This is a genomic window from Caulobacter sp. GW821-FHT10C03, from assembly GCF_059415485.1.
The window spans coordinates 91,566-117,236 of sequence record NZ_JBWKNI010000014.1; the positions used below are offsets into that span (position 1 = coordinate 91,566).

The window sequence follows — 25,671 nt, forward strand, 5'->3', positions numbered from 1 at the left end:
GCGATTGCCATCGCCCAAGCTCCACTTAGGATGGCGCCTACACTGCGGAGGGGCAAGAGATGGAAAAGACGGCCGCTGCGTCCTCGCGCCTCTATTCAGTAATGCCGGTCTGGCCGGGCAAAACCGATCCGCGCATCAGATGGCTGTATCCCGGCGGCGAACTGGGATGGATGCGCGAAGTCCCCGCCGGACCGATCGCTCACCCTGGGGGCCAGGCCTATCAGCCCGGAACCGGCTTTCCGGAAGGCTTCGCGCCGCCCGTGTTGCTGGCGCCGCGAAAGGCCCGCTCGGCGACCAGGCCCGGCTTGGCGATCGCCGACATCGACGGCTCGGCGGGTAGCCGGTTCTGGGTGGTTTCCGACCGCGCCCGAAGCTTCTTCCTCGCAAGCGATCCCGAGGCGTTCCGCTTTCACCCGCTCGACGTCGCCCTTGATGAGGGCGGTCCCTACGATGGCCCCCGCTACTGGTTGTGCGATGTGGTCAGGTATCTGGACGCGCTGGACCACGACCGAACCCAATGCATCCAGTCCGAGTATCCAGGCATGCGGTTTGTCGAGCCGAGCCCCTTTGGGAAGGTCTACGCCAGGCGCGACATGGTCGGCGAGGCTCAGATCTTCCGCCCGCTGCTGAGCCACAAAATCTATTGCTCGGGCGATTTCCGTAACCGGTTCAAGGCGTCAGGCCTCATCGGGGGCTTCGCCGCGGTCGGCGTGATTTCAGGCGACCAGCCGGTCCTCACCAGAACGGCTTGAGGTCGGCCAGTTCGTCCAGCGCGGCCTTGGCCTCGCGGGTCAGGCTCTCCGTTCCTTCCGGCGTGGCCGACAGGCGACCGGCGGCGTAGGCGGCTTCGGGGTCGCCATCGGCCAGGGCGGCGGCGCGGGCCAGGTTCGCACCCAGGCTGGCGTCGTTTAGGCCGCCCAGCGCGTCCTGCATCTGGCGGGTCGCCGCCGACCACCGCTCCAGCCGCTTGGGATGATCGGGGAACAGCGGGGCCAGGGCGTCGATGGCGTAACGCAGGCCCTTGCCGCGGATGCGCAAGGCGTGGCGGGCCTCGATGTCGAGGGCGTCGAAGTCCTCGCCGCGCTTCAGCACGTCCTTGGCCAGCTTGTTCAGCTGCTTGGTCGCGAAGGCCTTGGCCGGCGCGCGGCGGGCCTCGGCGCGCTCGGGGTCCTCCAGCCAGTCGCCGGTCTCCAGCCAGGCGGCGATGTCGAGCGCCAGCGGGCCGAAGCGCTCCGGCTGGGCGGCGTCGACCGCGCGGGCATAGGCGCCCTGCTGGGCTTCGACCAGGGCCTTGCCCAACGCCCCCAGACCCTCGACCGGCTGCGGATCGGCGGACACCGCCGGACGCCAGACGCCGGCGATATAGACGTCGAGGTCGCGGGCCGGGCCCAGGGCGTCGGCCAGGGCCTTCAGCGCTTCCAAAGCCGGCGTCGCGGCCAGCTTGCCGGTCAGCGGCCGGAAGAGCTTGATCAGCGCCCGCAGCCGGCGGGCGGCGACGCGCAGTTCGTGCACCGCCTCGGGCCCAGGCAGGTCGGCCAGGGTCTCGGCGGCGACGCACAGGCGGCCCAGGGCGGTGTTGCCCAGGGCCTGGAAGGCCTCGGCGGCGGTCATGTCGGGCCGCAGCACGGCCGCTTCGCGCCGGGCGGACGGCGCTTCGCCGAGGGCCAGCGCGTAGCCGCGCTCGGCCTTGCTGACGAGGGAAAGGCGCAGGGGCACGTGGGCCATCAGGTCGCGGGCCAGGGCGAACAGGGCGGCGGGCGCGCCGGTCTTCAGTTCGAGCTCCAGCTCGCTGACGGCGGCGCGGTCGGCTCCGGCCTGCAGCTCGCCGCGATCCAGCGCCGCCTCGATGGTCGCCCCGCCGTGCTCGACCAGGCGCAGGGTGCGCTCGACCTTGGTGGCGAAGATGGGGGCGAGCACGTCGCCGTTGACGATGCGGCCGGCCGGGGTCTGGTCCAGCAGGTCGCGGTCGGGACCGGGGCCGGTGACCGGCGCCTCCCATTCGCCGCGCGCGAACACCCCGCCGGCCGAGGCCGATTTCAGGGTCTGCTTGCGGCCGCCGTCGCCGTCGCGCACCCGCAGGCCGAAGCCCGCCCGGCGCAGGGCGTGGTCGGCGGTGTCGTAATAGGTGGCGTCGAGCCGGCGCACGGCCTCGCGACCGTCCAGACGGGCCAGGACCGCGTCGGAAGCCTCCGGGGCGATCAGGAACTTCAGTTCGATTTCGCGGTCCATCATACGACTATAACCGGCCTGGCGGGGTTTGGCTTCCGCAACGCAACATCGGTGCGCATGCGCGGGCCGTCTTGCCATTCGGATCGCCCAAGTTCAAACCTGCGCGCCATGACGCCGATCAACATCTCCGCACAGCCCCGCCACGACTGGACCCTTTCGGAGGTCGAGGCCCTGTTCGCCCTGCCGTTCATGGAGCTGGTGTTCGAGGCCGCGCGCGTTCACCGCGCCTGGTTCGACCCCTCCGAGATGCAGCTGTCGCAGCTGCTGTCGGTCAAGACCGGCGGCTGCGCCGAGAACTGCGGCTACTGCAGCCAGAGCGCCCACTTCAAGACCGGCCTCAAGGCCGAGAAGCTGATGGAGCCGGCCGTGGTCATCGCCAAGGCCAAGGCCGCCCGCGACGGCGGCGCCCAGCGCTTTTGCATGGGGGCTGCCTGGCGCGAGCTGAAGGACCGCGACCTGCCCAAGCTCGCCGCGATGATCGGCGGGGTGAAGGCGCTGGGCATGGAGACCTGCGCGACCCTGGGCATGCTGACCGCCGAACAGGCCAAGCAGCTGAAGGACGCGGGCCTCGACTACTACAACCACAACCTCGACACCGGCCCGGACTACTACAAGGACGTGGTGACGACCCGCACCTACCAGGAGCGCCTCGACACCCTGGCCTATGTGCGCGACGCGGGCATGAGCACCTGCTGCGGCGGCATCGTCGGCATGGGCGAGACCCGCCGCGACCGCGCCGGCCTGCTGCACCAGCTGGCCACCCTGCCCTCGCATCCCGACAGCCTGCCGATCAACGGCCTGGTGCCGATCAGCGGCACCCCGCTGGGCGACCAGATCCTGGCCGAGGGCGAAAAGGCCATCGACTCCATCGAGTTCGTGCGCACCATCGCCGTCGCCCGCCTCGTCTGCCCGAAAGCCATGGTCCGCCTGTCGGCCGGCCGCGAAGGCATGAACCGCGAACTGCAGGCCCTGTGCTTCATGGCCGGCGCCAACTCGATCTTCGTCGGCGGCAAGCTGCTGACCACGCCGCTGCCGGACATGGACGACGACAGCCGCCTGTTCCACGACCTCGATCTGAAGCCGATGGTCATGGTGAAGGCCGAGGTCGCGGCTCCGGAAGCCATTCCCGCGGAGTAACCTCCACCTTCCGTGAAATCCCCGCTTTCGCGGGGGTTTTACGGGTGGGGGTGAGCCCCCAAGCTCGAGCATTTCTGGACGAAATTTAATCCGGCGGCGCACGCCGCTCGCTTGTCCCGGAGGCCCCGCAACCTATGGTGCGGGGCATCTTCGCTTTTACGCGAAACCTATTCGGGGCCTTTCATGAAGCTGTTCGCCTCCGCCGCCATCGCGGCGTTGCTCCTCGCCAACCCCGTGCTGGCCCAAGCCGCGCCAAAGCCGGCGGCCAAGGTCACCGGCCAGCTGGCGCAGCTGCCCGAAGTCGACATCCCCTACAGCAAGTTCGTGCTGCCCAACGGCCTGACCGTGATCGTCCACGAGGACCACAAGGCCCCGATCGTGGCCGTGAACGTCTGGTACCACGTCGGCTCCAAGAACGAGCCCAAGCGCCGCACGGGCTTCGCCCACCTCTTCGAGCACCTGATGTTCAACGGCTCGGAGAACTTCAACGACGACTGGTTCAAGGCGCTGGAGAAGCTGGGCGCCACCGACATGAACGGCACCACCAACACCGACCGCACCAACTACTTCCAGAACGTGCCGACCGCGGCCCTGGACCAGGTGCTGTGGCTGGAAAGCGACCGCATGGGCCACCTCGTCGGGGCCATAGACAAGGCCCGCCTCGACGAGCAGCGCGGCGTCGTCCAGAACGAGAAGCGCCAGGGCCAGAACCAGCCCTACGGCCAGGTCTGGGACGTGATCACCGCCAGCACCTACGACGCCGACCACCCCTACGGCCACACGGTCATCGGCGAGATGGAAGACCTCGACGCGGCCTCGCTGGACGACGTCAAGGACTGGTTCAAGAACTACTACGGCCCGGCCAACGCCACCCTCGTGCTGGCCGGCGACATCACCCCGGCCGAGGCGAAAGCCAAGGTCGAGAAGTACTTCGGCGACATCCCCTCGGGTCCGCCCCTCACTCACCAGAAGGCCTGGGTGGCCAAGCGCACCGGCAGCCAGCGCGCCGACATGCAGGACCGCGTGCCCCAGGCCCGGGTCTACAAGGTCTGGAACGTGCCGGAATACGGCGCGGCCGACATCGACTATCTGGATCTGCTCAGCGACGTGCTGGTCTCCGACAAGACCTCGCGCCTCTACAAGCGCCTCGTCTACACCGACCAGATCGCCACCAATGTCGGCGCCACCGTCTCGACCAGCGAGATCGGCAGCCAGTTCCTGGTCATCCTGACGGTCAAGCCGGGCGGCGACCCGGCCGCCGTCGAGAAGGCCTTCGACGAGGAGTTCCAGCGCCTGCTGCGCGACGGTCCCACCCCCGAGGAGGTGGCCAAGGTCCGCACCCTGCACCTGTCGAACTTCGTGCGCGGCGTCGAGCGGATCGGCGGCTTCGGCGGCAAGTCCGACATCCTGGCCGAAAGCCAGGTCTTCCTCGGATCGCCGGACGCCTACAAGGAGAGCCTGGAGCGCGTTCGGGGGGCCACGGCGGCCCAGCTGCAGACGGCCGGCAAGACCTGGCTGACCGACGGCGACTTCACCCTGACGGTGACGCCGTTCCCGACCTACACCACCACCGCCGGCGTCGATCGCAAAACCATGCCCGAGGTCGGCGCGACCAAGGCCCCGGCCTTCGTCAAGCTCGAGCGCGCCACCCTGTCGAACGGCGTCAAGGTGATCCTGGCCGAGCGCCACGAGACGCCGCAGATCCGCATGAACATGGTGTTCGACGCCGGCGTCGCCGCCAGCGCCGGCGACAAGGCGGGCCTGACCGGCGTGGCCACCAGCATGCTGACCGAAGGCACGACGCATCGCGACGGCCTGACCATCAGCCGCGAACTGGCCCAGCTGGGCGCCGGCGTCGGCTCGGGCAGCGGCCTGGACTTCACCCAGGTCACCCTGAACACCCTGACCACCACCCTCGACCCGGCCCTGGCGATCTATGCCGACGTGCTGCAGAACCCGGCCTTCAAGCCCGAGGACCTCGACCGGTTCAAGAAGCAGAACATCGCCGCCATCCAGCAGGCCAAGCAGAACCCGCAGGCGATGTCGGGCCGCATCCTGCCGGTCCTGACCTATGGCGCGGGCTCGCCCTACGGCCAGCTGACGACCGAGGCCTCGATCGCCTCGATCACCCGCGACGACCTGGTGCGCTTCCAGAAGACCTGGCTGCAGCCGCAGGGCGCCACCCTGGTCGTGGTGGGCGACACCACCCTGGCCGAACTTCTGCCCAAGCTGGAAGCCCAGCTGGGCGGCTGGAAGGGCGCCCAGACCAAGTCCAAGCCGCCGGTGGTCGCCGCCCCCGCCAAGGCCGCCGTCTACCTGATCGACAAGCCCGGCGCCCAACAGTCGGTGATCGCCGCCGGCGACCTGCTGCCGCCGCGCGATCCGTCAGAGCAGGCCGCGCTGGACACCTTCAACACGGTGTTCGGCGGCGACTTCGTCTCGCGCCTGAACATGAACCTGCGCGAGGACAAGCACTGGTCGTACGGCGCCTCGTCGGGCGTGCGCGACGCCCGCGGCTCGCGCCTGTTCCTGATCCGCGCGCCGGTGCAGACCGACAAAACCGCCGAGTCCTTCGTCGAGGCCCGCAAGGAGCTGACCGAGATCATCGGCGCGCGCCCGATCACCCCGGCCGAGCTGGCCAAGGCCCAGAACAGCCTGACCCTGTCGATGCCCGGCAACTGGGAGACCGGCGACGCCGTGGCCGGCTCGATCGGCGAGCTGGTCAATTACGGTCTGCCCGACAGCTATTTCGACAACTATCCGGCCGACGTGCGGGCGGTGACCGTCGACAGCGCCACGGCGGCGGCGAAGAAGGCGATCAAGCCGGACGAGCTGGTCTGGGTGATCGTCGGCGACCGCGCCGTCGTCGAACCCAAGCTCAAGGCCCTGAAGCTCGACATCCAGGTGATCGACGCCGACGGCAAGCCGGTGAAGTAAATCCTGAACCCCTCTCCCCCTGCGGGAGAGGGTGGCCTCCCGAAGGGAGGTCGGGTGAGGGGTCGTACGAACAGAAACGCCGCGACGGCTGTTCAGCTGTCGCGGCGTTTCTGATGTCTGAGAGACCCCTCATCCGGCGCTGCGCGCCACCTTCTCCCGCAAGGGGAGAAGGGAAGGATCACCGCTCCTCGTCGAACCGGTTTCCCACCAGCTCCACCAGCGCATCCACGGCGGCTTCGGCTTCGGGGCCTTCGGCGGCGATGTCGATGGTCGAGCCGATGCCGGCGGCCAGCATCATCAGGCCCATGATCGAGCGGGCGTCGACGCTGGAGCCCTCGCGGGCGACCTTGACCTCGGCGTCGAAGCCCGAGGCCAGCTTGACGAACTTGGCCGAAGCCCGGGCGTGCAGCCCGCGCTCGTTGACGATCTCGACCGTGGCTGTCGCCGTTCGACTCATTTTTCTCCCGCCAGCACGTAGGAGGCCACGGAGATGTATTTCCGTCCAGCCTCCTGGGCGTGGGCGACGCAGGCGTCCAGGTCGTCGCGGGTGCGCACGCTGGCCAGCTTGATCAGCATCGGCAGGTTCAGGCCGGCGATGACCTCGGCCTTGGTCTGCTCCATGACCGAGATGGCCAGGTTGCTGGGCGTGCCGCCGAACATGTCAGTCAGCAGAATGACCCCGGCGCCGTCGTCGACGGCGGCGCAAGCCTTCAGAATGTCCGACCGGCGACGCTCCATGTCGTCTTCCGGCCCGATGCAGATGGCCTTCACCGCGGTCTGCGGCCCCACCACATGCTCCATGGCGGAAACGAATTCCTCCGCCAATCGCCCGTGCGTGACGATCACGAGCCCGATCATGCCTGGTCTCTCAAACGGGATCCCCTTCGCCCGAAACGGCAGGGAGGCGCCGCGCGGGCCGCCTTGATACGCTTGTTAGGGAGCGACTCCAAGATGCTCCAGCATGCGTGCGATCTTCGTCGGAGCGGCGGGTTCGAGCGGCCACAGGTCGAAGACGGGTACGGAAACGCCCAAAACCACTTCAAACCGAGGCTCGGGCAGGCGTTCGACGCGTTCCGGGGCCTCGACGCAGCGCACCACCAGCGTGATCTCGGCGAGGCGCAAAGCCGGCTCGGAGACCACCCCGAAGCCCCGGATCTCGACCAGACCGGCCAGAGGATCGGGCGCGCGGCCGTAGAGCCGGCCGTCGGAGGCGAAGGTCACCACACGGTCGTCGGCCACCAGGCGAAAGCCCGCCTCCAGGGTCCGCAGGGCCAGATCGCTCTTTCCCGCGCCCGAGGCCCCCTCGATCAGCGCCCCGCGCCAGCGGCCGCCGACCAGGCGGGCCACCAGCCCGGCGTGGCGGATCACTCGCGCCCCCCATGGCCGTGGCCGTGATTGTGATGGCCGTCGCGATGCTCGGGCAGTTCGACCACGAACCGCGCGCCGATCACCTTGCCGGTCTCGTCCTGGCGGTTCTCGGCGTGGATCTTGCCGCCGTGCGCCTCGACGATCTGGCGGGCGATCGACAGGCCCAGGCCCGAATTGCCGCCGAACGCCCGGCCCTTGGGCCGCGAGGTGTAGAAGCGCTCGAAGATGGTCTCCAGATTGTCGGCCGGAATGCCCGGGCCGTCGTCCTCGACCGTCGTGGTCAGCCGGCCGTTCTGGCGAACCAGCCCGACCCGCACCTCGCCGTCGCCGGCGCTGAACGAGCGGGCGTTGTCGATCAGGTTGCGGAACACCTGGCCCACGGGGATCTCCCGCGCCAGCACCCGGACCGGACCGGTCGGCAGGCCGGCCAGCGCCACGCGGACGCTGAACGGCGGCTCCTCGCCGCGCACCTGGCCCTGATAGATGGCCGCCGTCTCGGTCAGCAGGCGGGCCAGATCGATCGGCCGCGGCGCCTCGCGCGACAGCTCGGCGTCGAGCCTGGAGGCGTTGGAGATGTCGGTGACCAGGCGATCCAGCCGCCCGACGTCCTGTTGCAGGATGCCGAGCAGGCGCTGGCGGGCCTTGGGCTCGGTGACGAGGTCCAGGGTCTCGATGGCCGAACGGATCGAGGTCAGGGGGTTCTTGATCTCATGGGCCACGTCGGCGGCGAACCGCTCGATGGCCCCCATCCGCTCGGACAGGGCCTCGGTCATTTCTTCAAGGGATCGGGAAAGGTCGCCGATCTCGTCGTTGCGGCGCGAGATGTCGGGCAGGCTGATGGCCCGCGCGCCCTCCAGGCGCACGTGGTCGGCGGCCCGGGCCATGCGCAGCACCGGCTGGGCCACCAGGCGGTGCAGCAGCACGCTGGAGACCAGCACCGCGCCCACGGCCACCAGCACGAAGGGCAGCAGGGCCTTGCGCTCGGCGGTGATGATCTCGTCGACGTCGCCCGCCTCGACGGTCAGCACGCCCAGAACCGCCCGAACGTGCTGGATCGGGATCGACACCGACACCACCCGCTCGCCGTTCTCGGCCACGCGCTGCTGCTTGACCGTCTCGCCCATGCGGGCGCGGGCGATCTCCTGCTCGAACTCGGCGCGGGCGCGCTCCAGGGCGCGGGGCTTGGCGTCCTTGTCCTGCAGCGACAGCCGGAAGCCGTTGTCGCCGGCCTTGCGGGCGGGCGGCAGCACCTTCCATTCGACGCGGTCCTCGACGAGGTAGGAGTCGGCCAGCAGCCGACCCTGGCCGTCATAGAGGCGGGCGCGCTGCGAATGGCCGGCGAAGAACGATTGCAGGATGTCGTTGGCCGCCGCCACGTCGAGCGCCGGCTCGGGCTCGCCCACGGTGGCGGCCCGTTCGATGATGTTGGCGATCAGTTCGCCCTGGGTGCTGAGGCTGTCGATCCGCGCGTTGATCAGGCCGTTGCGCAGCTCGTTGAGCACGAGGGCGCCGACCACCAGGATGGCCAGGGCCAGCAGGTTCAGGCCGATGATCAGCCGCCCCAGCCGCGAAGCGCGCGGCCAGGCCAGCCGGCGCCGCTCGCGCGGCGCAGGCTCAGGACCCGGCTCAGGCCTCGCGGTAGCGGTAGCCGACGCCATACAGGGTTTCGATGGAATCGAACTCGGGGTCCACCTGGCGGAACTTCTTGCGCATCCGCTTGATGTGGCTGTCGATGGTGCGGTCGTCGACATAGACCTGATCGTCGTAGGCGGCGTCCATCAGGTTGTCGCGGCTCTTCACGAAGCCGGGACGCTGGGCCAGCGATTGCAGCAGCAGGAACTCGGTGACCGTCAGGCGCACCGGCTTGCCGTCCCACAGGCTGTCGTGGCGGGCCGGGTCGAGCGTCAGCTTGCCGCGCTTCATCATCTTCGAGCCGGCGGCGCCGGCGGCCGGGGCCGCGGGATCCTCTTCCTCGGGACGGGCGCGACGCAGCACGGCCTTCACCCGCTCGAGCAGCAGGCGCTGGCTGAACGGCTTGTGCATGTAATCGTCGGCGCCGAGGTTGAAGCCGAGGATCTCGTCGATCTCGTCGTCCTTCGAGGTCAGCATGATGACCGGCGTCTCGGTCGACTGGCGCAGGCGGCGCAGCACTTCCATGCCGTCCATGCGCGGCATCTTGACGTCCAGGATGACGAGGTCGGGCGGATTGCTTTCCACCGCCTCGAGCCCGGAGACGCCGTCGTAATAGGCCTTCACCGTGTGGCCATGGCTCTCCAGGGCCAGAGAGACCGAAGCAACGATGTTTTCGTCGTCGTCGATGAGCGTGATCTCGGCCAAGCCGTGTAATCCTCCGAAAATCCGTGGGCCGATCCTATCGACCCTGGCGCTCCGCTACAACGCACGGAGCGGCCAAGCTTTCCATCCGGCCTTTTCGAACCCTATTGCGGCCGGGGCGTGGCGGGCTTGGACACACATGAGGCGTCGATCCGCCGCGCCGATACCAAGCCCGATACGAAGCCCAGTACGAAGAAAGCGCAAAACACCGGTCTTGGTCCCTCAACCTCGCCTTAAGGTCTCGTACGCCATAGTCGAGTCTCAGGAGCCCCATCAGCCCATGAGCGACCAGGTCCATTACGAGCTATTCGTGCGCCGCAAGGTCGGCGCGCAATGGACTCTGGACATGGCCACCGAGATCCGCAGCCACGCCCTGGCCCAGGCCGAGGAGGTTCTGAACTCGGGGCGCGCCGTCGCCGTGCGGGTCTCGAAAGAGACCCTGGACCCCGAAACCCGCGAATATCGCTCCATCTCGATCTTCACCAAGGGCATGGTCGACGGCGGCAAGCCGAAGAAGCCCGTGGAAGAGATGGAGCCGCTGTGCGTGCAGCCGGCCGACCTCTACACGGCCCACGCCCGCGACCGCATCGGCCGCCTGCTGGAAAGCTGGCTGCACCGCCACAAGGCCACGCCTTTCGAACTGCTGCACCGGCCCGACCTGGTCGAAAAGCTGGAAGCCTCCGGCACCGACCTGCAGCACGCCCTGCAGAAGATCGCCATTCCCGAGGCCGAGGCCCGGGGCATGTCGGTCCACGAACTGATCCGCAATTTCCAGGGGTTGGTCGAGCGCTCGGTCGCCAACCTGATGAAGGCCTTCAAGAAGGGCCAGCTGCCGGACCTCGACAAGGAAGGCTTCGCGAAAGCCGCCGAGCGCCTGGCCGCCGACCCGGACCGCGCCTTCCTGCTGGGGGCCGGCGTCGCCGCCTCGATCGCCCCGGCCAAGGACTGGAGCGAGAAGATCGCCCGCCTGCTCGACCTGGCCGACGCCGCGCCGGCCGAGCCCAAGGCCCGCGCCGCCGCCCTGGCCGCCATCGAGACCCCCCTGGCCGAGATCATCGGCTCCAAGGCCGGCATGGCCGACCTGCTCAACACCGCCGACGACCTGGGCGCCACCCTGGCCGCCATGACCCGCCTCGCCGGCGGGGCGCAGGTCGAGGCGCTGATCCGGATCGAGGCCAGCGTCCGGGCCTGCATGCCCGAGCTGTCCGGCACGGCCAAGCGGCTGGGCCAGTGGCTGACCGGCGACACCTTTCCCACCGTCCGCGCCTCGATCGCCCGCCGGGTGCTCAAGGAGCTGAACGGCGTGCGCCGCCTGAAGCCGACCGACGCCGAGAGCGAGATCGAGCATCTGCGGGCCCTGGCGATGAGCCTGACGGCCGCCGCCGGCCGCATCCTGCCGGCCGAGGACATCACCGCGGCGTTCACCACCCGCTCCAAGACCCTGCTCAACGGCGACTTCATCGAGAGCCTGCTGGGCCGCGACCGCTCGGCGCGCGAAGAGATCGTCATGCTGATCCGCCTGGCCGAGAACGTCATGGGCGCGGTCAACAAGCGCCACGCCGCCCGCTGGCTGTCGGCCAACATCCAGGCGATGCGCTTCGAGAAGGAGATGCGCCAGGGTCCCGACACCCCGTCGGTGAAGCTGGCCGCCCTGGCGGCGCTGCAGAAGTCGCTGATCCGTTCGGGCCTGGTGCCCGAGGACTACCAGCCGCTGTGCGCCAAGCTGGGCGAGGTGGGCGGCATGGTCGAGGCCGACGCCCGCCTGCTGGCCCTGCTGGTCCGCGCGCCCGCGCCCCTGCCCCAGCGCCTGGCCCTGCTGGCCCGCCTGGCCACCGGCGAGGCCGGCCCCACCGGCCCGGTCGCCGACCGCGCCCGCATCGAAGCCCTGAAACTGGCCCGCGCCCCCGAAGCGCGCGAGGCCCTGGCGGCCAGTCCGGAGACGCTGGACCTGCTCAAGGGCCTGGTGCAGCAGCAACAGGCGGCCTGAGGCGCTTCTCCAAGCTTGCCCACGCTCCGGCGAGACCCCAAGTCTCGGGCTCCCAAACCCGGAGCCCATCCATGGCCGTCTTCAGTGTCTTCTACCCCGCCCGCGACGGCGCGAAGTTCGATCATGACTACTACAAGACGGTGCATATCCCGCTGGCGGAAAAGGCCTTCAGGAAGACCGGCCTGGTGAGCTCGACGATCTATCGCGGCGTGCCCGGGCCGGACGGTTCGCCGCCGCCTTTCGTGGCCATGGTGCACCTGACCTTCCGCGACGCCGCCGCGCTGCAGGCCTCACTCGGCGGCCCCGAGGCCCCGGCGGTCCAGGCCGACGTCGCCAACTTCACCGACATCACGCCGGTGGCCCAGATCAGCGTCGAAGGGTAAAGCGGTTCAAAGCTTCACCGGCGGGCGTGGGCGACCCGCCCCCGCTCGCCCAGCCCGGAACTCGCCATGGCCTTCATCAGCATCGTCTACCCGGCCCGCGACGGCGCTCGCTTCGACCATGACTATTACGCCCGCACCCACATCCGCATGGTGCGCGAGGCCTTGGCGGAGACCGGCCTGCTGGACGCCCGGGTCTATCGCGGGGTGTCGGCCCTGGACGGCGGTCCGGCGCCGTTCGTGGCGATGGCGCACCTGACCTTCCGCGACGAGGCCGCCATGCGCGCCTGCCTGGACAGCCCGGCGGCGCCCGGCCTGCACGCCGACGTCGCCAATTTCACAGACATCGCGCCGGTCATCGAGATCTACGCGGCGGGGTAGAAGCGCCAACCTCTAGGAACCTCTCCCATGGGGAGAGGGAGGGACCCGCGCCGCAGGCGTGGGAGGGTGAGGGGGTACGCCCTCACCGAATAATCCCGAAAATCCTCGCGAGAACGACGGCGCGCGAACGGCCGCCGTCCCTAACCCCTCACCCTCCCAGGCTTCGCCTGGGCCCCTCCCTCTCCCTATGGGAGAGGTTTCTACAGCCCCAGCGCCTTCGCCAGCGCCTCGACCACGCGGTCGACGTCGCTGTCGTCCATGGTCGGATAGAGCGGCAGGGTCAGGCAGCGGTCATACCAGGCGTCGGCGCCGGGCAGATCGGCCAGGCCATACCGGTTCACATAGTAGGGCTGGCGGTGCACGGGGATGTAGTGCACCTGGCTGCCGATCCCTTGCGCCTTCAGGGAGTCCACCACCGCGGCGCGGGTGGTCATGGCGGCTTCGAAGTCGATCAGCACGGTCAGCAGGTGCAGGGCCGGGTTCGACCCGGTCGGACTGGCCGCCAGGGTCACCAGCGGCGACAGCGGGGCCAGCAGCTCGCCGTAGCGGGCCGTCAGGGTCCGCCGACGCTCGACGAAGCGGTCCAGCTTGGCCAGCTGCGAGATGCCCAGGGCGCACAGCACGTCGGGGATGCGATAGTTGAAGCCCAGCTCCGGCATCTCGTAGACCCAGGGCTCGGCGCCGGCCGGGCGCACCATGCCGTGACCGCGCAGGGAGCGGGCCCGCGCCGCCAGGGCCGCGTCATTGGTGGTCAGCATGCCGCCCTCGCCGGTGGCGAGCGTCTTGACCGGATGGAACGAGAAGCTGGCGAAGGCCGAATAGGCGCCGTCACCGACAGGGTGTTCTTCGTTGCCGAAGGTCGCGGTCGAGCCCAGGGCGTGCGGCGCGTCCTCGACCAGCACCGCGCCGGCCGCGCTGGCCATGGCCTTCAGCGCCGGCAGGTCGCAGACGTCGCCGCGCAGATGCACCGGCAGCACGGCCCGCACGCGGCGCTCACCCACGCGGGAGAGGGCGTCGGCCAGGGTGTCGGGGGTCATCAGGCCGCTGACCGGATCGACGTCGGCGAACACCACCTCGGCCCCGACATAGCGGGCGCAGTTGGCCGTCGCCAGGAAGGTCACCGACGGGGCGATGCAGACGTCGCCCTCGCCGACACCGAGGGCCAGCATGGCCAGGTGCAGGGTGGCGGTGCCGTTGGCCGTGGCGATGGCGTGCTGCGCCCCGACCTTCTGCTTGAACGCCGTCTCGAAGGCCTCGACCGTCGGCCCCGTGGTCAGGAAGTCGGCCCGCAGGGCGGCGGCGACGGCGGCGACGTCGTCGTCCTCGATGGTCTGGCGACCATAGGGGAGGAACGGCTGGGCCATCAGCCCGCCTTTTCCTCCAGCATGGCCAGCAGGCCGTCGGCGCTCAGCCAGTCGTGGTTGTTGTCGCTGCTGTAGGAGAAGTCCTCCGCGACCGGCTTGGCGCCATCGGCCGCCGAATAGGGGACGCGGCCGAACTCGGCGAAGTTGGGCTCGATGGCGAAGCGGTCGTCGAACTCGACGGTCGAGCGCGAGTCGTCGGCGCTGATCATGATCTCGTGCAGCTTCTCGCCGGGACGGATGCCGATGACCTTGATCCCCGCCGTCGGCGACATGGCCTTCACCAAGTCCGGCATGGCCATCGACGGGATCTTGGGCACGAAGATCTCGCCGCCGCGCATCAGGTTCAGCGACGACAGCACGAAATCGACGCCCTCGGTCAGGGTGATCCAGAAGCGGGTCATACGCGGATCGGTGATCGGCAGCTCGGTCGCGCCCTGGGCCAGCAGCCGGCGATAGAGCGGCACGACGCTGCCACGCGAACCCACCACGTTGCCGTAGCGGACCACCGCGAAGCGCGTGCCGATGTCGCCCGACAGGTTGTTGGCCGCCACGAAGGTCTTGTCCGAGGCCAGCTTGGTGGCGCCATAGAGGTTGGTCGGGTTGCAGGCCTTGTCGGTCGACAGGGCGATCACCTGCTTCACGCCGTTGTTGAGGCTGGCCCAGACCACGTTCTCGGCGCCCAGCACGTTGGTGTGGATGCATTCGGACGGATTGTACTCGGCGGCCGGCACCTGCTTCAGGGCCGCGGCGTGGATGACGATGTCGACGCCGCGCAGGGCCAGGGTCAGGCGCTCGCGGTCGCGGACGTCGCCGAGAAAGAAGCGCAGCTTGGCGAAGGCGGCCTCGTCGAACTGCTCGCGCAGCTCCAGCTGCATGTCGCTCTGCTTCAGCTCGTCGCGGGAATAGATGATGACCTTCCGCGGGTCCGACAGCCTGAGCACGGTCTCGATGAACCGGCGACCGAACGATCCCGTACCGCCGGTGACCAGGATCACCTTGCCGTCGAGGTCGAGGGTTTGCGGTGAAAAGCGTCCCAAGATCAGCCTCCTCGCGCCCGCCGCGCGCGAAAACGACGCACGGGCAATCCAGGTTAACGCCGTTTGTGACGCACCAGACGTAAAGAGGACGTCAACCACGACGGGTTATGGGAAGTCCATGCGCCGCATCCTTGCCCTCCTCGCCGCCGTCCTGACGCTCGCCGGTCTTTGCGCCTCGCCCGCTTTCGCCAGCGGCCACGAGGCCAAGAAGGAGGCGCCGCCGACCTATTTCGCCCTGCCGACCATCACCGCCACGGCCATCCGCCGCGACGGCCGCAAGGGCGTGATGACGCTGGAGACCGGCATCGAGGCCAAGGATCCCAAGGTCATGGAATACGCCGTGGCCTCGACCCCGCGCCTGCGCGCGGCCTTCGCCCAGGTGCTGATGACCTACACCGCGGGCCTGCGCCGCGGCACGCCGCCCGACCTCGACTATATCGGCGCCGAGATGCAGAAGGCCGCCGACCGGGTGCTGGGCAAGAAGGGCGCGAAGGTGCTGCTCGGTTCGGCGATGGTGAACTAGGCTTCCGGCGGAGCGGGCTTCGCCTTCCGCCGCGCCCGGAAGAACCCGCGCAGCAGGTCGGCGCTCTCCTGCGCCATGACTCCCCCCGTGACCTCCGGCCGCCAGTGGCAGGTGGGCTGGGCGAAGAATTTCGGGCCGTGCACCACCGCCCCGCCCTTGGGATCGTCGGCGCCCCAGACCACACGGCCGATGCGGGCGTGGCTGATCGCCCCGGCGCACATGGCGCAGGGCTCCAGGGTCACCACCAGGGTCAGGTCCGTCAGCCGGTAGTTCGAAAGCTTGCCCGCCGCCGCCCGCATGGCCGCGATCTCGGCGTGGGCCGTGGGATCATGGGCGGCGATGGGACCATTGCCGGCCTTGGCGATCACCTCGCCCGTCCTCGGATCGAGGATCACCGCCCCCACCGGCGTCTCGCCCCGCTCGGCGGCCGCGCGGGCCTCCTCCAGGGCCAGGGCCATGGCGTCTTCGTCGGTCATGGGCGGCCTCCGTCTTCGAGCAGGCGAACATACGCGTCGAGGCCCGCGCCCCGCGCCTTGGCGACGAGGCGGGCGTCGGCGGTGACCACCACCGCCCCGCGCTGCTCGGCGAGGGCGACATAGGCCGCGCCATAGGCGCTCATGCCATGCCGCGACGCCAGGGCGAAGGCGCGATCGGCCAGGCCGCCCATCGGGTGAAACTCGGCGACGATCTGATCAAGGGCCGAGACCGCGCGCCCGGCCCGCGCCTCGTCCAGCCCGTCGGTCCGCACCCGCCGGGCGGCGATGCTGGCCATCTCGATCCACAGCAGGTCGGGCGCGATCAGCCGGGCGTCCGACAGGACAAGGGCGCGGGCGGCGTCGGAGCCGGCTTCGATAAAGAACAGCTTGGCCGCCACCGAGGCGTCGAGCACGACCTCAGCGGCCATCGCGGTCCTCGCGCACCAGAGCGGCGCTGTCGGTCGCGCCGGCCGGCAGGGGCTGGGCCAGGTCGGCCAGCAGGGCCCGGCGGCGCTCGACGGCCAGGTCGTTGAGCAGCAGGGCGACGGCGGTCTCGCGCGGGACACCGACCGAGGCGGCATGACGGTCGATCATCTGCACGGCGGCCGGGTTCAGCAGGTCGAGCGGCACGGCGAGGTCTTCGCCGCGATGGCGAAACGGCGCCCCGCCCTCGGCGACGCCCCGCACGGCCTCGCGAACGAAGGTCACCCGGCGACCGGCCAGGTCCAGCGCCGAGGTCTTCCAGCCGGCGTCCAGCCAGGCGGCGGCGTGGGTGTGGCCGATGCGGGTGTTGGACCACCAAGCCTGATGCTCGCGCGCCGAGCGCGGCAGGGGAAAGCCCAGCACGGCCTCTATCTCGTCGAAAGCCAGGCGCAGCTCGTCACGGTCATAGGCGCCTTCGAGATGGCGCTTGAGCGGTTCGTACTTCATCGCCGCCTCTCATCCATAAGTTATATACTGTTATATCACCTTGGATCCGAAAAGTCCGCGCCTTGATCCCTCCGGCGTTCGGCGCCATGAGATTTCTTCAACGCCCATCGTGAGATGCGCCCCTCCCATCGAAGGAACACCGGTCATGACCGACAAGTACCAGCCCGCCCTGCACGACGCCGTCGAGCACGACACCGACGCCGAGGGCGGCGAGCGCGTCGCCAAGGCCCTGGCCCGCGCGGGCGTGGCCTCGCGGCGCGAGGTCGAGCGGCTGATCGAGGCCGGCAAGGTGGTGCTGAACGGCCAGGTCCTGACCACCCCGGCCGTGCGGGTGTTCCCCGGCGACCTGCTGGTCGTCGACGGCAAGCTGGTCGAGGATCGCCAGCAGACCCGCCTGTTCCGCTATCACAAGCCCACCGGCCTGGTGACCACCCACAACGATCCGGGCGGCCGTCCCACCGTGTTCGGCGCCCTGCCCCACGGCCTGCCGCGGCTGATCTCGGTCGGCCGCCTCGACCTGAACTCCGAGGGCCTGCTGCTGCTGACCAACGACGGCGAGTTGTCGCGCGCCCTGGAGATGCCGCAGAACGCCTGGACCCGCCGCTATCGCGCCCGCGCCTTCGGCCACGCCACCCAGGAAACGCTGGACAAGCTGAAGGACGGCAAGACCATCGAGGGCGTCCGCTACGGCCCGATCGAGGCCAAGCTCGACAAGGCCCAGGACAAGGCCGGCGGCGGCCGCAACGTGTGGATCACGATCACGCTGAGCGAAGGCAAGAACCGCGAGGTCCGCAAGGTGCTGGAGTCGGTGGGCCTGAAGGTCAACCGCCTGATCCGCCTGTCCTACGGCCCGTTCGCCCTGGGCACGCTGCTGACCGGCCAGGTCGAGGAGGTCGGTCCGCGGGTGATCCGCGAACTGCTCGAAGGCGTGATCTCCGAAGAGAACATGCCCACGGGCGACCGGCCGCAATTCGTCGGCGTCGCCGATCCGCTCTACGCCCCGGGCGTCGCCAAGGACGGCGAGCGTCCGCGCGGCGGCGAGGTGCAGCGCCGCGCCCCCTCCGGCCGCGCCCCGCAGATCGCCACGCCCAAGGTCGAGGAGCCCAAGAAGGTCTATAAGGCCGGCTGGGCCAAGGCCAAGATCCGCACCGACGGCCACAAGGCCAAGAGCCACAAGCCCAAGTCGCTGGAGACCAAGTTCGTCGACAAGGCCCCGCCGCGCGGCAAGCCGCCTGGCCCGCGCCCGGGCGCGGCCAAGGATGCGGCGGGCAAGGGTCCGGTGGGCAAGGGGCCTCTGAACAGAGGACCGGCCAGCAAGGCCGGTGCGAGCAAGGCCGCCCCCCAGGGCGCCGTGCGCGGGAACGTGACGGCGGCTCGCCCGACCGCCAAACCCGCCGGCTTCAAGGGCCCGCGTCCGACCACCGGCGGCAAGCCCGCGCCGCGCGGTCCGAAGCGGTAGACCTTCCTACCCCTTCTCCGCCAGCCGCGTGGCGAGGTTCCCTGTCCGCCGCGCGACGGTGACCAGGGTTCCGACGGCGATCACCGCCAGGCCCAGGGCCAGCACCTCGCCGCGCCCGCGCCACAGCGGCTCGAAGGCGGCGACGGCGCAGGCCGCCGTCAGCGCCGCCATGCGCTGGGGCTTGGCCAGAGGTCCGGAGAAGTCGGCGGGAAAGCCGAGGCCCCGGCCGAGCTCGCGCACATAGGCCGTCAGCACCGCCAGCACGGCGGCGAGCCAGCCCAAGGCCGGGCCGCCCGAGAAGCCGGCCGTCATCGCCCCGTAGCCGGCCCCGGCCAGCAGCAGCACGTCGGCGATGCGGTCGGGCAGTTCGTTCCAGATCGGGCCGAACGGGCTCCCGCGCCCGTGCTCCACCGCCACCAGGCCGTCGAGCAGGTTGCAGACCAGCCGCAGCTGGATGCAGGCCGCCGCCACGACCAGGGCCGCGCCGCGCGGCCAGCCGTCCACCCCGCCGCTGGCCGCCAGCAGGGCCCCGCCCAGGCCCGCGAAGGCCAGGCCCAGGCCAGAGATCGCGTCGGCCTTGATCCCCTTGCCGGCCACGGCCTTGGCCAGGCCCTGGGCCCAGGCGGTCTGGCGGCTCCTCAGCGGGCGGCGGTTGTCGAGGTCGGGCGCATCGGTCATCGGGCGGCTTTCCGGCGGGGCGTCGTTCCCGGAAGGGCGACGGCGGCGGGAAGTTCCACGCCTCTGCGCAACTAGGCTATACCGAAGGTCGAGCCAGCGGGAGCGTCGATGGATTTCGCCGATTGGATAGGACGGGCGCAGGCCTTCCTGGCCGCCAAGCCGCCCGCCCTGCTGGCGGGCCTGGGCGGCGTGGTGATCCTGCTGGGCGTCGCCAGCGCCATCGCCGCCGTCCTGCCGCTGCTCAAGCCCGGCAAGTCGTTCGAGGAGCTGCGGCTGCGCATCGCCTCGTGGTGGGGGATGGTCGCCCTGCTGGCCGGGGCGCTGCTGCTGGGTTGGCAGGCGACCACCGCCGTGTTCGCCTTCATCTCGTTCCTGGCCCTGCGCGAGTTCCTGTCTCTCGCGGTCCGGCGGCGCGAGGACCGGCCAGCGATCCTGGCGGCCTATGGCTGCCTGATCGCCGCCTACGGCTTCATCGTCGCCGACCGCTACATGTTCTACATCGTGTTCATCCCGGTCTGGGTGTTCCTGGGCCTGCCCGCCCTGATGGCCCTGATCGGACAGACGCGCGGCTATCTGGCCAGCGCCGCCACCTTCCACTGGGGCCTGGTCACCTGCGTCTACAATCTGGGGGTCGTGGCCTTCCTGATGCGGGTGCCCGACAGCGAGCCGTTGCCGGCCGGGGCGGCGGGCCTCGTCTTCTTCCTGCTGCTGGCCACCGAGTTCAACGACGTCGCCCAGTACTGCTGGGGCAAGCTGGTCGGCCGTCACAAGATCCTGCCCAAGGTCAGCCCCAACAAGACCTGGGAGGGGTTCGTCGGGGGGTGGATCACCACCGCCGCCCTGATCTGGTTTCTCGGCCCGGTGTTCACGCCGCTGTCGGGCCTGGGCCTGGCCATCGTCGCCTTCGTGCTGCCGGCGGCGGGCTTCGCCGGCGACGTGACCATGAGCGCCATCAAGCGCGACATCGGGGTGAAGGACACCTCGCACGCCATTCCCGGCCACGGCGGGGTGCTGGACCGCGCCGACAGCCTGACCTTCACCGCCCCGCTCTACTTCCACCTGCTGGCCCTGTTCGGCCTGCAGAAGTTCTGAGCTAGGCTGGCGAGGTGCGCTTCCTACGCTTCCTCCTGCTCGTGCTCGTCGCCCGGCCGCTGGCGGTGCTGATGACAGGCGCGGACGTCACCGGTCGCGAGCGCCTGCCGCTGAAGGGTCCGGCGATCATCGCCGCCAACCACGCAAGCCATGTCGACACCCTGCTGATGCTGGCTGTGTTCCCGTCGCGGGCGGTGTCGAAGCTGCGGCCGGCGGCGGCGGCCGACTATTTCCTGCGCGATCCGGTGATCGGCTGGTTCTCGCGCCATGTGATCGGCATCGTGCCGGTGGCGCGCGGCAAGGCGGCCGACGGCGAGGACGTGCTGGCCCCGGCCCGCGCCGCCCTGGCGGCCGGCGAGATCGTGCTGATCTTTCCCGAAGGCACGCGCGGCGACGGCGAAAGCGACGAGATGGGCCAGCTGAAGAGCGGCGTCGCCCGCCTGGCCGAGGCCTTCCCGCAGGCGCCGGTGATCCCGGTGTGGATCCAGGGCGCCGGCCGGGTGCTGCCCAAGGGCGCCAGCGTGCCGGTGCCGCTGAACTGCGCGGTGCTGGTGGGCGAACCGGTGGTCTGGACCGGCCGACGCGGCGCCTTCATGGACGCCCTGCGCGCGGCCATGCTGGCCCTGAAGGCCCAGGCCCCGCCGCTGCGCTGGTCGGAAGACCCCTAGGCCGTGACGACCCCGGCCCAGCGCGACAGCCGGGGCGTGCGGGCCACCAGTTCGGCCAGGCCGACATAGAGCGCCAGCATGCCGGCGGCGATCGGAACCACCTCCCAGCGGAAGGGGTGGGGCGCTTCCGGGGCCAGGGTCATCGGCTGCAGGAACAGCAGGATGACGATGTTGTTGGCGGCGTGGGCGCCGATCGAGAACTCGATCCCGCCCAACCGCAGCGTCGCCCAGGCCAGGCCGACGCCCAGCACCATGCGCACCAGGAAGGCGTCGGGATTGGGATCGAAGTGGATGGCCGAGAACAGCAGGCCGTTGATCGCCAGCACCAGCCAGGCGCGGTGGGTGAAGGCGCCCGAAAGCTTCAGCAGCCAGCCACGGAACACCAGCTCCTCGGCCGCCGCGGCGACCAGCAGCAGGCCGATCGCGCCCGCCGCATGCACGAAGCGGCTGTCGAGATCCGGCGTCAGGGTCAGGATCGGCGCGGCCGGCGGATGCGGGTCGAGCTGGGCCAGGCCCGCCAGCAACGGTCCCAGCGTCACGGCGAACAAGGCCAGCCCCAGCAGGGTCAGTCGCCAGCGGAAGCTCGGCGCGCTGGTCAGGTAAGACGTCAGGCGGCGCTCGTGCAGCATGGCGGCGACGGCGGCGAAGGCCGTGGCCATGCCGCCGTTGGTGGCGGCCAGCAGGCACAGGACGAACAGCAGGCTCTGCAGGGTTCCGGCGGCCGTGCTCGGATCGCGCAGCGACTCCATCAGGGCCATGGCCGTATCGAAGCCGCCCGGGGCCAAGCCCGCGAACAGGGCCATGACGAAGACCGCCCCGATGGTCGCCGCCAGGGCCGCTGCGATCACGCCCACGGGCAGGGTCAGCAGCACGCGGCTGATGCGGCGGTCGGCCGGCGTCAGGTCGCCCAGGAAGGCCGATCCTCCCACGTCCTCGAACACGCCGCCGTCCCCTCGTACAACCCCTGCTCCTCGCTAGAGCGGCGCGAGGCGAAGGAAAAGGGTTTTCGATCGATCCGCCCCCGCGACTTGCCGCCGCGCGGCGATGAAGGCACACATCCCCCGGTATTTGGCCCCAGTGTTTGTGGGGCGATCGCCCACGGGGGGTTTCATGAGCAAGACGGCGAACGCGGGCGGACACGAAGGCAGCGCCCCCCACCTGCATCGGCTGGTGCTGTTTTCGGACGCGGTCTTCGCGATCGCCATCACCCTGCTGGCCATCGAGATCCACCCGCCCGAGCACTGGAGCGGCATCGCCGACCTGTTCGGCCAGATGGGCCACAAGCTGTGGGCCTATGCGGTCAGCTTCGCGGTGATCGGCGTCTACTGGATCAGCCACCGGCGGATCTTCGCCCGGCTGCGGACGGCAAACGGCGTGCTCGACGTGCTCAATCTGGTCGTCCTGGGCCTGATCGGCCTGCTGCCCCTGGTCACCGAACTGCTGTGGGAGCACGGCGGCGCGGCCGCCATCGTCTATCTGGGCCTGGTGACGGCGATCGGCTTCGCCCTGGCGGCCCTCTGGGGCTACGCGGCCTTCGTCGGCGAACTGACCGGCCCAGTGCATCGGGGCGAGGCCCTGTTCACGCTGGCGCGGGTGGCGATCGCGCCCGGTCTGATGTGCGGCCTGATCTTCTTCGCCCTCAACCACGCCTGGGGCCTGGTCCTGCTGGCCCTAGCGCTGGCCGCCTTCATCGCCGGCGGCCGCTACATGCGCCGGCAGGCCGAGCAGACCGTCGAGATCGACCAACCCGAAGAGGCCTCGGCCTGATGCGCATCGTCTCCGGCCAGTTCCGCGGCAAGGCCATCGCCACCCCGCCGGGCGACGCCACCCGTCCGACCTCGGACCGCGCCCGCCAGGCCGTGTTCAACATCCTCGAGCACGCCGCCTGGGCGCCGGAACTGCACGGCGCGCGGGTGATCGACGTCTTCGCCGGCTCGGGGGCCCTCGGTCTGGAAGCCCTCTCGCGCGGGGCCGTGAACTGCCTGTTCGTCGAGACCAACGAGGCCGCGCGCGGCACCATCCGCCAGAACATCGACGCCTTCGGCCTGTTCGGCCAGACTCGCGTGCACCGCCGCGACGCCACCGACCTGGGTCTCCGCCCGGCCAGCGCCGGTCCGGCCTTCGACATCGCCTTCCTCGACCCGCCCTACGCCAAGGGCCTGGGCGAAAAGGCCCTGACCGAACTGGTCGCCGGCGGCTGGCTGGCCCCGGGCGCCATCGTGGTGTTCGAGCGCGGCGTCGGCGAGCCGGATCCGGCGCTGGAAGGGTTCGAGACCCTGGACGCCCGCGACTACGGCGCGGCGCGGGTGCTGTTCCTGCAGCTGCTGTAGCGCCTCAAAGGCCCAGAGCACGCGGCGCCTGGTCGAGCGCCGCGTTCATTTCGCCATCGTCCTGGCAGCCGAGATCCACGACGAGGGTCCGACGCTCGTCGCCGCGCGACCACGCGATGATCACGCCGGCCGAGTCGAAGACATGGTCCTTGCAGTTTTCTTCCCCGACCGATCGGTCGGCGGCCGGCCTGTAGGCTTCCAGCGCCTGACGGAAGGCCGCGAACTGCTCGGGCGTGACGTGGCGCGTAAAGCGCCGTCGGCGCCAGTCGCCGAAGCGGACCTGATACTCGGTCTCGCCGCGCAACACGCCGTCCTCGCCGACGGTGAAGGTCGTTTGCTCACACCGCCCGCCGCAGAACGGCGGCGGAGAAGGTCTGTAGGTGATGCGCTCGATCCCCGGCGGCGAGGGTGGAAGGCTCGCGCAGGCGGACAGGGCCAGCCCGATTCCCGCGAGCGCCGCTCGCATGCGATTGAGGTCACGCTTCATGACGCCATTCATGTCGCGTGAGCGCGCCGCTGTCGAACGGTCAGGGCCGCTTGCCCGGCCAGACCAGGTAGCCGTACTCGTCGCGGCCGGCCGACTGGTATTCGCCGTAAGAGCCGTAGGCCGCCGCATAGCCGTAGCCGGAAGCCGGTCCGGCCTCTGCGTAGCCGCTGGCGGCGCTGTCGTAGCGCTCGCGGCTGGACTCGTAGGACTCCTCGGTGCGCGAATAGGCCGAGCCGCCGCGATAGGTTTCCTGGCGGGCGACGTCGCCGCGATAGCCGCCTTCTCGATACTCGCCCTCTTGATAACCGGCGTCATAACCGGCGTCGTCGTGACGGCGGCTGTAGCGGTCGGGCGCGTATTCCGGCGATGGCGGAGGCGGCGGCAGGGCGGCGTGGTCCTCCACCCGCAGCGGCGGGCGGCCATAGCTCCAGCGGTCGAAGTCGCTCCAGCCGCGCTCGCCGTCGTCGCACTCCACCCGCTCCCAGCGATAGGCCCCGCCGGGACCGGTGACGCGGCGGGCGACGCATTCGCCCGGCCGGGTGTCGGGCGGCAGGATCTCCGGATCGACCGGCAGACTGGCGCGGTCGGGCGGACCGCCGGCCAGGCCGCGGTCATGGGCCAGGGCCGGGGCGGCCAAGGCGAGGCCGGCGACGATCAGCAGCGGGGCGAAGCGGAAAGCATGGCGCATGGGGGAACACTCCAGGCCCGTTAATAAATCAGACCCGGGCGAGGCGCGCCCGCTCTTTCGCGCTCGGCGCGAGCTTGGCCTTTGATCACAGGGGGATCGAAGGCGGCTTTTCCCATCGCCCGTCCTCGCCTAGGATCCACTTTCAAACAATCGTTCGAGGCGGGCGTCATGGCGATCGAGGCGGTGATCTGGGATTTCGGCGGGGTGTTCACCACCTCGCCCTTCGAAGCCTTCCGCCGCTACGAGGCGCGCAACGACCTGCCGACCGACTTCCTGCGCGGGGTCAACGCCGTCGATCCCGACACCAACGCCTGGGCGCGGTTCGAGCGGGCCGAGATCGACGCGGCCGCCTTCGACGCCCTGTTCCTGGAGGAGTCCACGCGGCTGGGCCACGCCGTGCCGGGGGCCGACGTGCTGCCTCTGCTGTCGGGCGAGGTGCGGCCGGGGATGGTGGCGGCGCTGAAAGCCTGCAAGGCCCGCTTCAAGGTCGGCTGCATCACCAACAACGTGCCCGGCGCCGGCCATGGGACGGGCATGGCCGCCTCGCCGGAGAAGGCCGCGGCGGTGAGCGAGATCCTGTCGCTGTTCGACGCCCTGATCGAAAGCTCCAAGGCCGGGGTGCGCAAGCCCGATCCGCGCATCTACCGGATGATGTGCGAGCTGCTGGATGTCGCGCCCGAGGCCTGCGTCTATCTCGACGACCTGGGGGTCAACTGCAAGCCGGCGGCCGCCCTGGGCATGATCGCCATCAAGGTGAGCAGCGAAGAGCAGGCCCTTGCCGAGCTTGCGGCGGCGACCGGATTGGCGTTCTGAAGAAGGCTGACGTTTTCGGAGCCGCCCGCATGACCGCCCCCGCCAAGATCGGCGCCGCCGCCGCCCTCGCCCAGCTCGAAGGCTGGACCGCCGCCAGCGGCAAGGACGCCATCGAGAAGACCTACAGGTTCGACGACTTCAACGCCGCCTTCGGCTTCATGACCCGCGTGGCCATCGAGGCCGACAAGCGCGACCATCACCCCGAGTGGTTCAACGTCTACAACCGCGTCGAGGTGACCCTGACCACCCACGACTGCGACGGCGTGAGCGAACGCGACGTGCAGTTGGCCAGGTTCATGGACGCGATCGCGGGCTAAGGCCCCTTCCCCTCCTCCCGCATCCAGTTCAAACTATCGTTTGAATTTCAGGGAGG

29 protein-coding genes are annotated in these 25,671 nt (G+C 70.1%); 14 read left to right on the plus strand and 15 right to left on the minus strand.

What is annotated here, in order from left to right; all coding sequences use genetic code 11:
- Positions 1–59: 59 nt before the first annotated feature.
- Positions 60–752 (plus strand): imm11 family protein, encoded by a 693-nt coding sequence (locus AC07NG_RS17930; RefSeq protein WP_494595421.1) that lies wholly within the window; start codon positions 60–62, stop codon positions 750–752.
- On the opposite strand, the gene AC07NG_RS17935 is transcribed toward AC07NG_RS17930, so the two are convergent.
- Complete coding sequence (locus AC07NG_RS17935; RefSeq protein ID WP_494595423.1) at positions 736–2,229, minus strand: CYTH and CHAD domain-containing protein; 1,494 nt, start codon at positions 2,227–2,229, stop codon at positions 736–738. The genes AC07NG_RS17930 and AC07NG_RS17935 overlap by 17 nt on opposite strands.
- 108 nt (positions 2,230–2,337) lie before the next feature.
- Here AC07NG_RS17935 and bioB point away from each other — a divergent pair, with 108 nt between their 5' ends.
- Together bioB and AC07NG_RS17945 are read left to right on the plus strand one after the other, a co-directional pair.
- A complete protein-coding gene (gene bioB / locus AC07NG_RS17940) occupies positions 2,338–3,366 on the plus strand; it encodes a biotin synthase BioB (RefSeq protein ID WP_492856277.1) in 1,029 nt (342 codons plus the stop codon).
- A 183-nt stretch (positions 3,367–3,549) separates the two neighbouring features.
- A complete protein-coding gene (locus tag AC07NG_RS17945; RefSeq protein ID WP_494595425.1) occupies positions 3,550–6,303 on the plus strand; it encodes a M16 family metallopeptidase in 2,754 nt (917 codons plus the stop codon).
- Between the two features lie 178 nt (positions 6,304–6,481).
- On the opposite strand, the gene AC07NG_RS17950 is transcribed toward AC07NG_RS17945, so the two are convergent.
- The 5 genes from AC07NG_RS17950 to chvI all read right to left on the minus strand — a co-directional run bounded on the left by AC07NG_RS17950 (position 6,482) and on the right by chvI (position 10,008).
- Positions 6,482–6,760, minus strand: a complete 279-nt coding sequence (locus tag AC07NG_RS17950) for an HPr family phosphocarrier protein (protein ID WP_110119891.1) — start codon at positions 6,758–6,760, stop codon at positions 6,482–6,484.
- Positions 6,757–7,161: a PTS sugar transporter subunit IIA gene (locus AC07NG_RS17955; RefSeq protein ID WP_058348726.1), complete on the minus strand. Its 405-nt coding sequence runs from the start codon at positions 7,159–7,161 to the stop codon at positions 6,757–6,759. The genes AC07NG_RS17950 and AC07NG_RS17955 overlap by 4 nt, the downstream gene beginning before the upstream one ends.
- A gap of 75 nt (positions 7,162–7,236) precedes the next feature.
- Complete coding sequence (locus AC07NG_RS17960; RefSeq protein WP_110119892.1) at positions 7,237–7,671, minus strand: HPr kinase/phosphorylase; 435 nt, start codon at positions 7,669–7,671, stop codon at positions 7,237–7,239.
- Positions 7,668–9,329 (minus strand): two-component sensor histidine kinase ChvG, encoded by a 1,662-nt coding sequence (gene chvG, locus AC07NG_RS17965; protein ID WP_494595427.1) that lies wholly within the window; start codon positions 9,327–9,329, stop codon positions 7,668–7,670. The genes AC07NG_RS17960 and chvG overlap by 4 nt, the downstream gene beginning before the upstream one ends.
- On the minus strand, positions 9,298–10,008 hold the full coding sequence (chvI, locus tag AC07NG_RS17970) for a two-component response regulator ChvI (protein WP_487290184.1): 711 nt from the start codon (positions 10,006–10,008) through the stop codon (positions 9,298–9,300). The genes chvG and chvI overlap by 32 nt, the downstream gene beginning before the upstream one ends.
- 277 nt (positions 10,009–10,285) lie before the next feature.
- Here chvI and AC07NG_RS17975 point away from each other — a divergent pair, with 277 nt between their 5' ends.
- From AC07NG_RS17975 to AC07NG_RS17985, 3 genes are all read left to right on the plus strand, one after another.
- On the plus strand, positions 10,286–11,992 hold the full coding sequence (locus tag AC07NG_RS17975; protein ID WP_492856273.1) for a hypothetical protein: 1,707 nt from the start codon (positions 10,286–10,288) through the stop codon (positions 11,990–11,992).
- Between the two features lie 71 nt (positions 11,993–12,063).
- A complete protein-coding gene (locus AC07NG_RS17980) occupies positions 12,064–12,375 on the plus strand; it encodes an EthD family reductase (RefSeq protein WP_494595429.1) in 312 nt (103 codons plus the stop codon).
- A 66-nt stretch (positions 12,376–12,441) separates the two neighbouring features.
- A complete protein-coding gene (locus AC07NG_RS17985) occupies positions 12,442–12,753 on the plus strand; it encodes an EthD family reductase (protein ID WP_492856271.1) in 312 nt (103 codons plus the stop codon).
- Positions 12,754–12,953: 200 nt separating this feature from the next.
- Here the strand turns inward: AC07NG_RS17985 and pseC are convergent, their stop codons facing one another.
- The gene (gene pseC / locus AC07NG_RS17990) at positions 12,954–14,117 is read right to left on the minus strand and encodes a UDP-4-amino-4,6-dideoxy-N-acetyl-beta-L-altrosamine transaminase (RefSeq protein WP_494595432.1); all 1,164 of its coding nucleotides are present in this window, start codon (positions 14,115–14,117) and stop codon (positions 12,954–12,956) included.
- A complete protein-coding gene (pseB, locus tag AC07NG_RS17995; RefSeq protein ID WP_487290188.1) occupies positions 14,117–15,154 on the minus strand; it encodes a UDP-N-acetylglucosamine 4,6-dehydratase (inverting) in 1,038 nt (345 codons plus the stop codon). The genes pseC and pseB overlap by 1 nt, the downstream gene beginning before the upstream one ends.
- Before the next feature lie 118 nt (positions 15,155–15,272).
- On the opposite strand from pseB, the gene AC07NG_RS18000 reads away from it, so the two are divergent.
- The gene (locus AC07NG_RS18000) at positions 15,273–15,677 is read left to right on the plus strand and encodes a hypothetical protein (protein ID WP_492856269.1); all 405 of its coding nucleotides are present in this window, start codon (positions 15,273–15,275) and stop codon (positions 15,675–15,677) included.
- On the opposite strand, the gene AC07NG_RS18005 is transcribed toward AC07NG_RS18000, so the two are convergent.
- Genes AC07NG_RS18005 through AC07NG_RS18015 form a run of 3 tightly spaced genes read right to left on the minus strand, consistent with a single transcriptional unit; the run spans position 15,674 to position 17,083 of the window.
- The gene (locus AC07NG_RS18005) at positions 15,674–16,153 is read right to left on the minus strand and encodes a nucleoside deaminase (RefSeq protein ID WP_494595434.1); all 480 of its coding nucleotides are present in this window, start codon (positions 16,151–16,153) and stop codon (positions 15,674–15,676) included. The two genes, AC07NG_RS18000 and AC07NG_RS18005, sit on opposite strands and share 4 nt — an antisense overlap.
- Positions 16,150–16,581 (minus strand): type II toxin-antitoxin system VapC family toxin, encoded by a 432-nt coding sequence (locus AC07NG_RS18010; RefSeq protein WP_494595435.1) that lies wholly within the window; start codon positions 16,579–16,581, stop codon positions 16,150–16,152. Before AC07NG_RS18010 ends, AC07NG_RS18005 begins: the two co-directional genes overlap by 4 nt.
- Positions 16,571–17,083 (minus strand): DUF7662 domain-containing protein, encoded by a 513-nt coding sequence (locus AC07NG_RS18015; protein WP_494595437.1) that lies wholly within the window; start codon positions 17,081–17,083, stop codon positions 16,571–16,573. The genes AC07NG_RS18010 and AC07NG_RS18015 overlap by 11 nt, the downstream gene beginning before the upstream one ends.
- Positions 17,084–17,228: 145 nt before the next feature.
- On the opposite strand from AC07NG_RS18015, the gene AC07NG_RS18020 reads away from it, so the two are divergent.
- A complete protein-coding gene (locus tag AC07NG_RS18020) occupies positions 17,229–18,542 on the plus strand; it encodes a pseudouridine synthase (protein ID WP_494595439.1) in 1,314 nt (437 codons plus the stop codon).
- Between the two features lie 6 nt (positions 18,543–18,548).
- On the opposite strand, the gene AC07NG_RS18025 is transcribed toward AC07NG_RS18020, so the two are convergent.
- Positions 18,549–19,220 carry a CDP-alcohol phosphatidyltransferase family protein gene (locus tag AC07NG_RS18025; RefSeq protein WP_494595441.1) on the minus strand — a complete coding sequence of 224 codons (672 nt, stop codon included), beginning with the start codon at positions 19,218–19,220 and terminating at the stop codon, positions 18,549–18,551.
- 108 nt (positions 19,221–19,328) lie between these two features.
- Between AC07NG_RS18025 and AC07NG_RS18030 the strand changes: the two genes are divergently transcribed.
- Together AC07NG_RS18030 and AC07NG_RS18035 are read left to right on the plus strand one after the other, a co-directional pair.
- Positions 19,329–20,312, plus strand: a complete 984-nt coding sequence (locus AC07NG_RS18030; protein WP_494595443.1) for a phosphatidate cytidylyltransferase — start codon at positions 19,329–19,331, stop codon at positions 20,310–20,312.
- A gap of 14 nt (positions 20,313–20,326) precedes the next feature.
- Positions 20,327–20,980: a lysophospholipid acyltransferase family protein gene (locus AC07NG_RS18035; RefSeq protein WP_494595444.1), complete on the plus strand. Its 654-nt coding sequence runs from the start codon at positions 20,327–20,329 to the stop codon at positions 20,978–20,980.
- On the opposite strand, the gene AC07NG_RS18040 is transcribed toward AC07NG_RS18035, so the two are convergent.
- Positions 20,977–21,921 carry a CPBP family intramembrane glutamic endopeptidase gene (locus AC07NG_RS18040; RefSeq protein ID WP_494595446.1) on the minus strand — a complete coding sequence of 315 codons (945 nt, stop codon included), beginning with the start codon at positions 21,919–21,921 and terminating at the stop codon, positions 20,977–20,979. The two genes, AC07NG_RS18035 and AC07NG_RS18040, sit on opposite strands and share 4 nt — an antisense overlap.
- A 169-nt stretch (positions 21,922–22,090) precedes the next feature.
- Between AC07NG_RS18040 and AC07NG_RS18045 the strand changes: the two genes are divergently transcribed.
- Both AC07NG_RS18045 and rsmD read left to right on the plus strand, forming a co-directional pair.
- Entirely contained in the window at positions 22,091–22,747 is a 657-nt protein-coding gene (locus AC07NG_RS18045; RefSeq protein WP_492856260.1) for a TMEM175 family protein, read from the plus strand.
- Positions 22,747–23,310: a 16S rRNA (guanine(966)-N(2))-methyltransferase RsmD gene (gene rsmD / locus AC07NG_RS18050; protein WP_494595448.1), complete on the plus strand. Its 564-nt coding sequence runs from the start codon at positions 22,747–22,749 to the stop codon at positions 23,308–23,310. The genes AC07NG_RS18045 and rsmD overlap by 1 nt, the downstream gene beginning before the upstream one ends.
- Positions 23,311–23,314: 4 nt before the next feature.
- Here the strand turns inward: rsmD and AC07NG_RS18055 are convergent, their stop codons facing one another.
- On the minus strand, positions 23,315–23,797 hold the full coding sequence (locus tag AC07NG_RS18055; RefSeq protein WP_494595450.1) for a hypothetical protein: 483 nt from the start codon (positions 23,795–23,797) through the stop codon (positions 23,315–23,317).
- A 40-nt stretch (positions 23,798–23,837) separates the two neighbouring features.
- Positions 23,838–24,485 carry a hypothetical protein gene (locus tag AC07NG_RS18060; RefSeq protein ID WP_494595452.1) on the minus strand — a complete coding sequence of 216 codons (648 nt, stop codon included), beginning with the start codon at positions 24,483–24,485 and terminating at the stop codon, positions 23,838–23,840.
- A gap of 168 nt (positions 24,486–24,653) precedes the next feature.
- Here AC07NG_RS18060 and AC07NG_RS18065 point away from each other — a divergent pair, with 168 nt between their 5' ends.
- Both AC07NG_RS18065 and AC07NG_RS18070 read left to right on the plus strand, forming a co-directional pair.
- Positions 24,654–25,298, plus strand: a complete 645-nt coding sequence (locus AC07NG_RS18065) for an HAD-IA family hydrolase (protein ID WP_494595453.1) — start codon at positions 24,654–24,656, stop codon at positions 25,296–25,298.
- A 29-nt stretch (positions 25,299–25,327) separates the two neighbouring features.
- Positions 25,328–25,615, plus strand: a complete 288-nt coding sequence (locus tag AC07NG_RS18070) for a 4a-hydroxytetrahydrobiopterin dehydratase (protein ID WP_494595454.1) — start codon at positions 25,328–25,330, stop codon at positions 25,613–25,615.
- Positions 25,616–25,671: the final 56 nt, after the last annotated feature.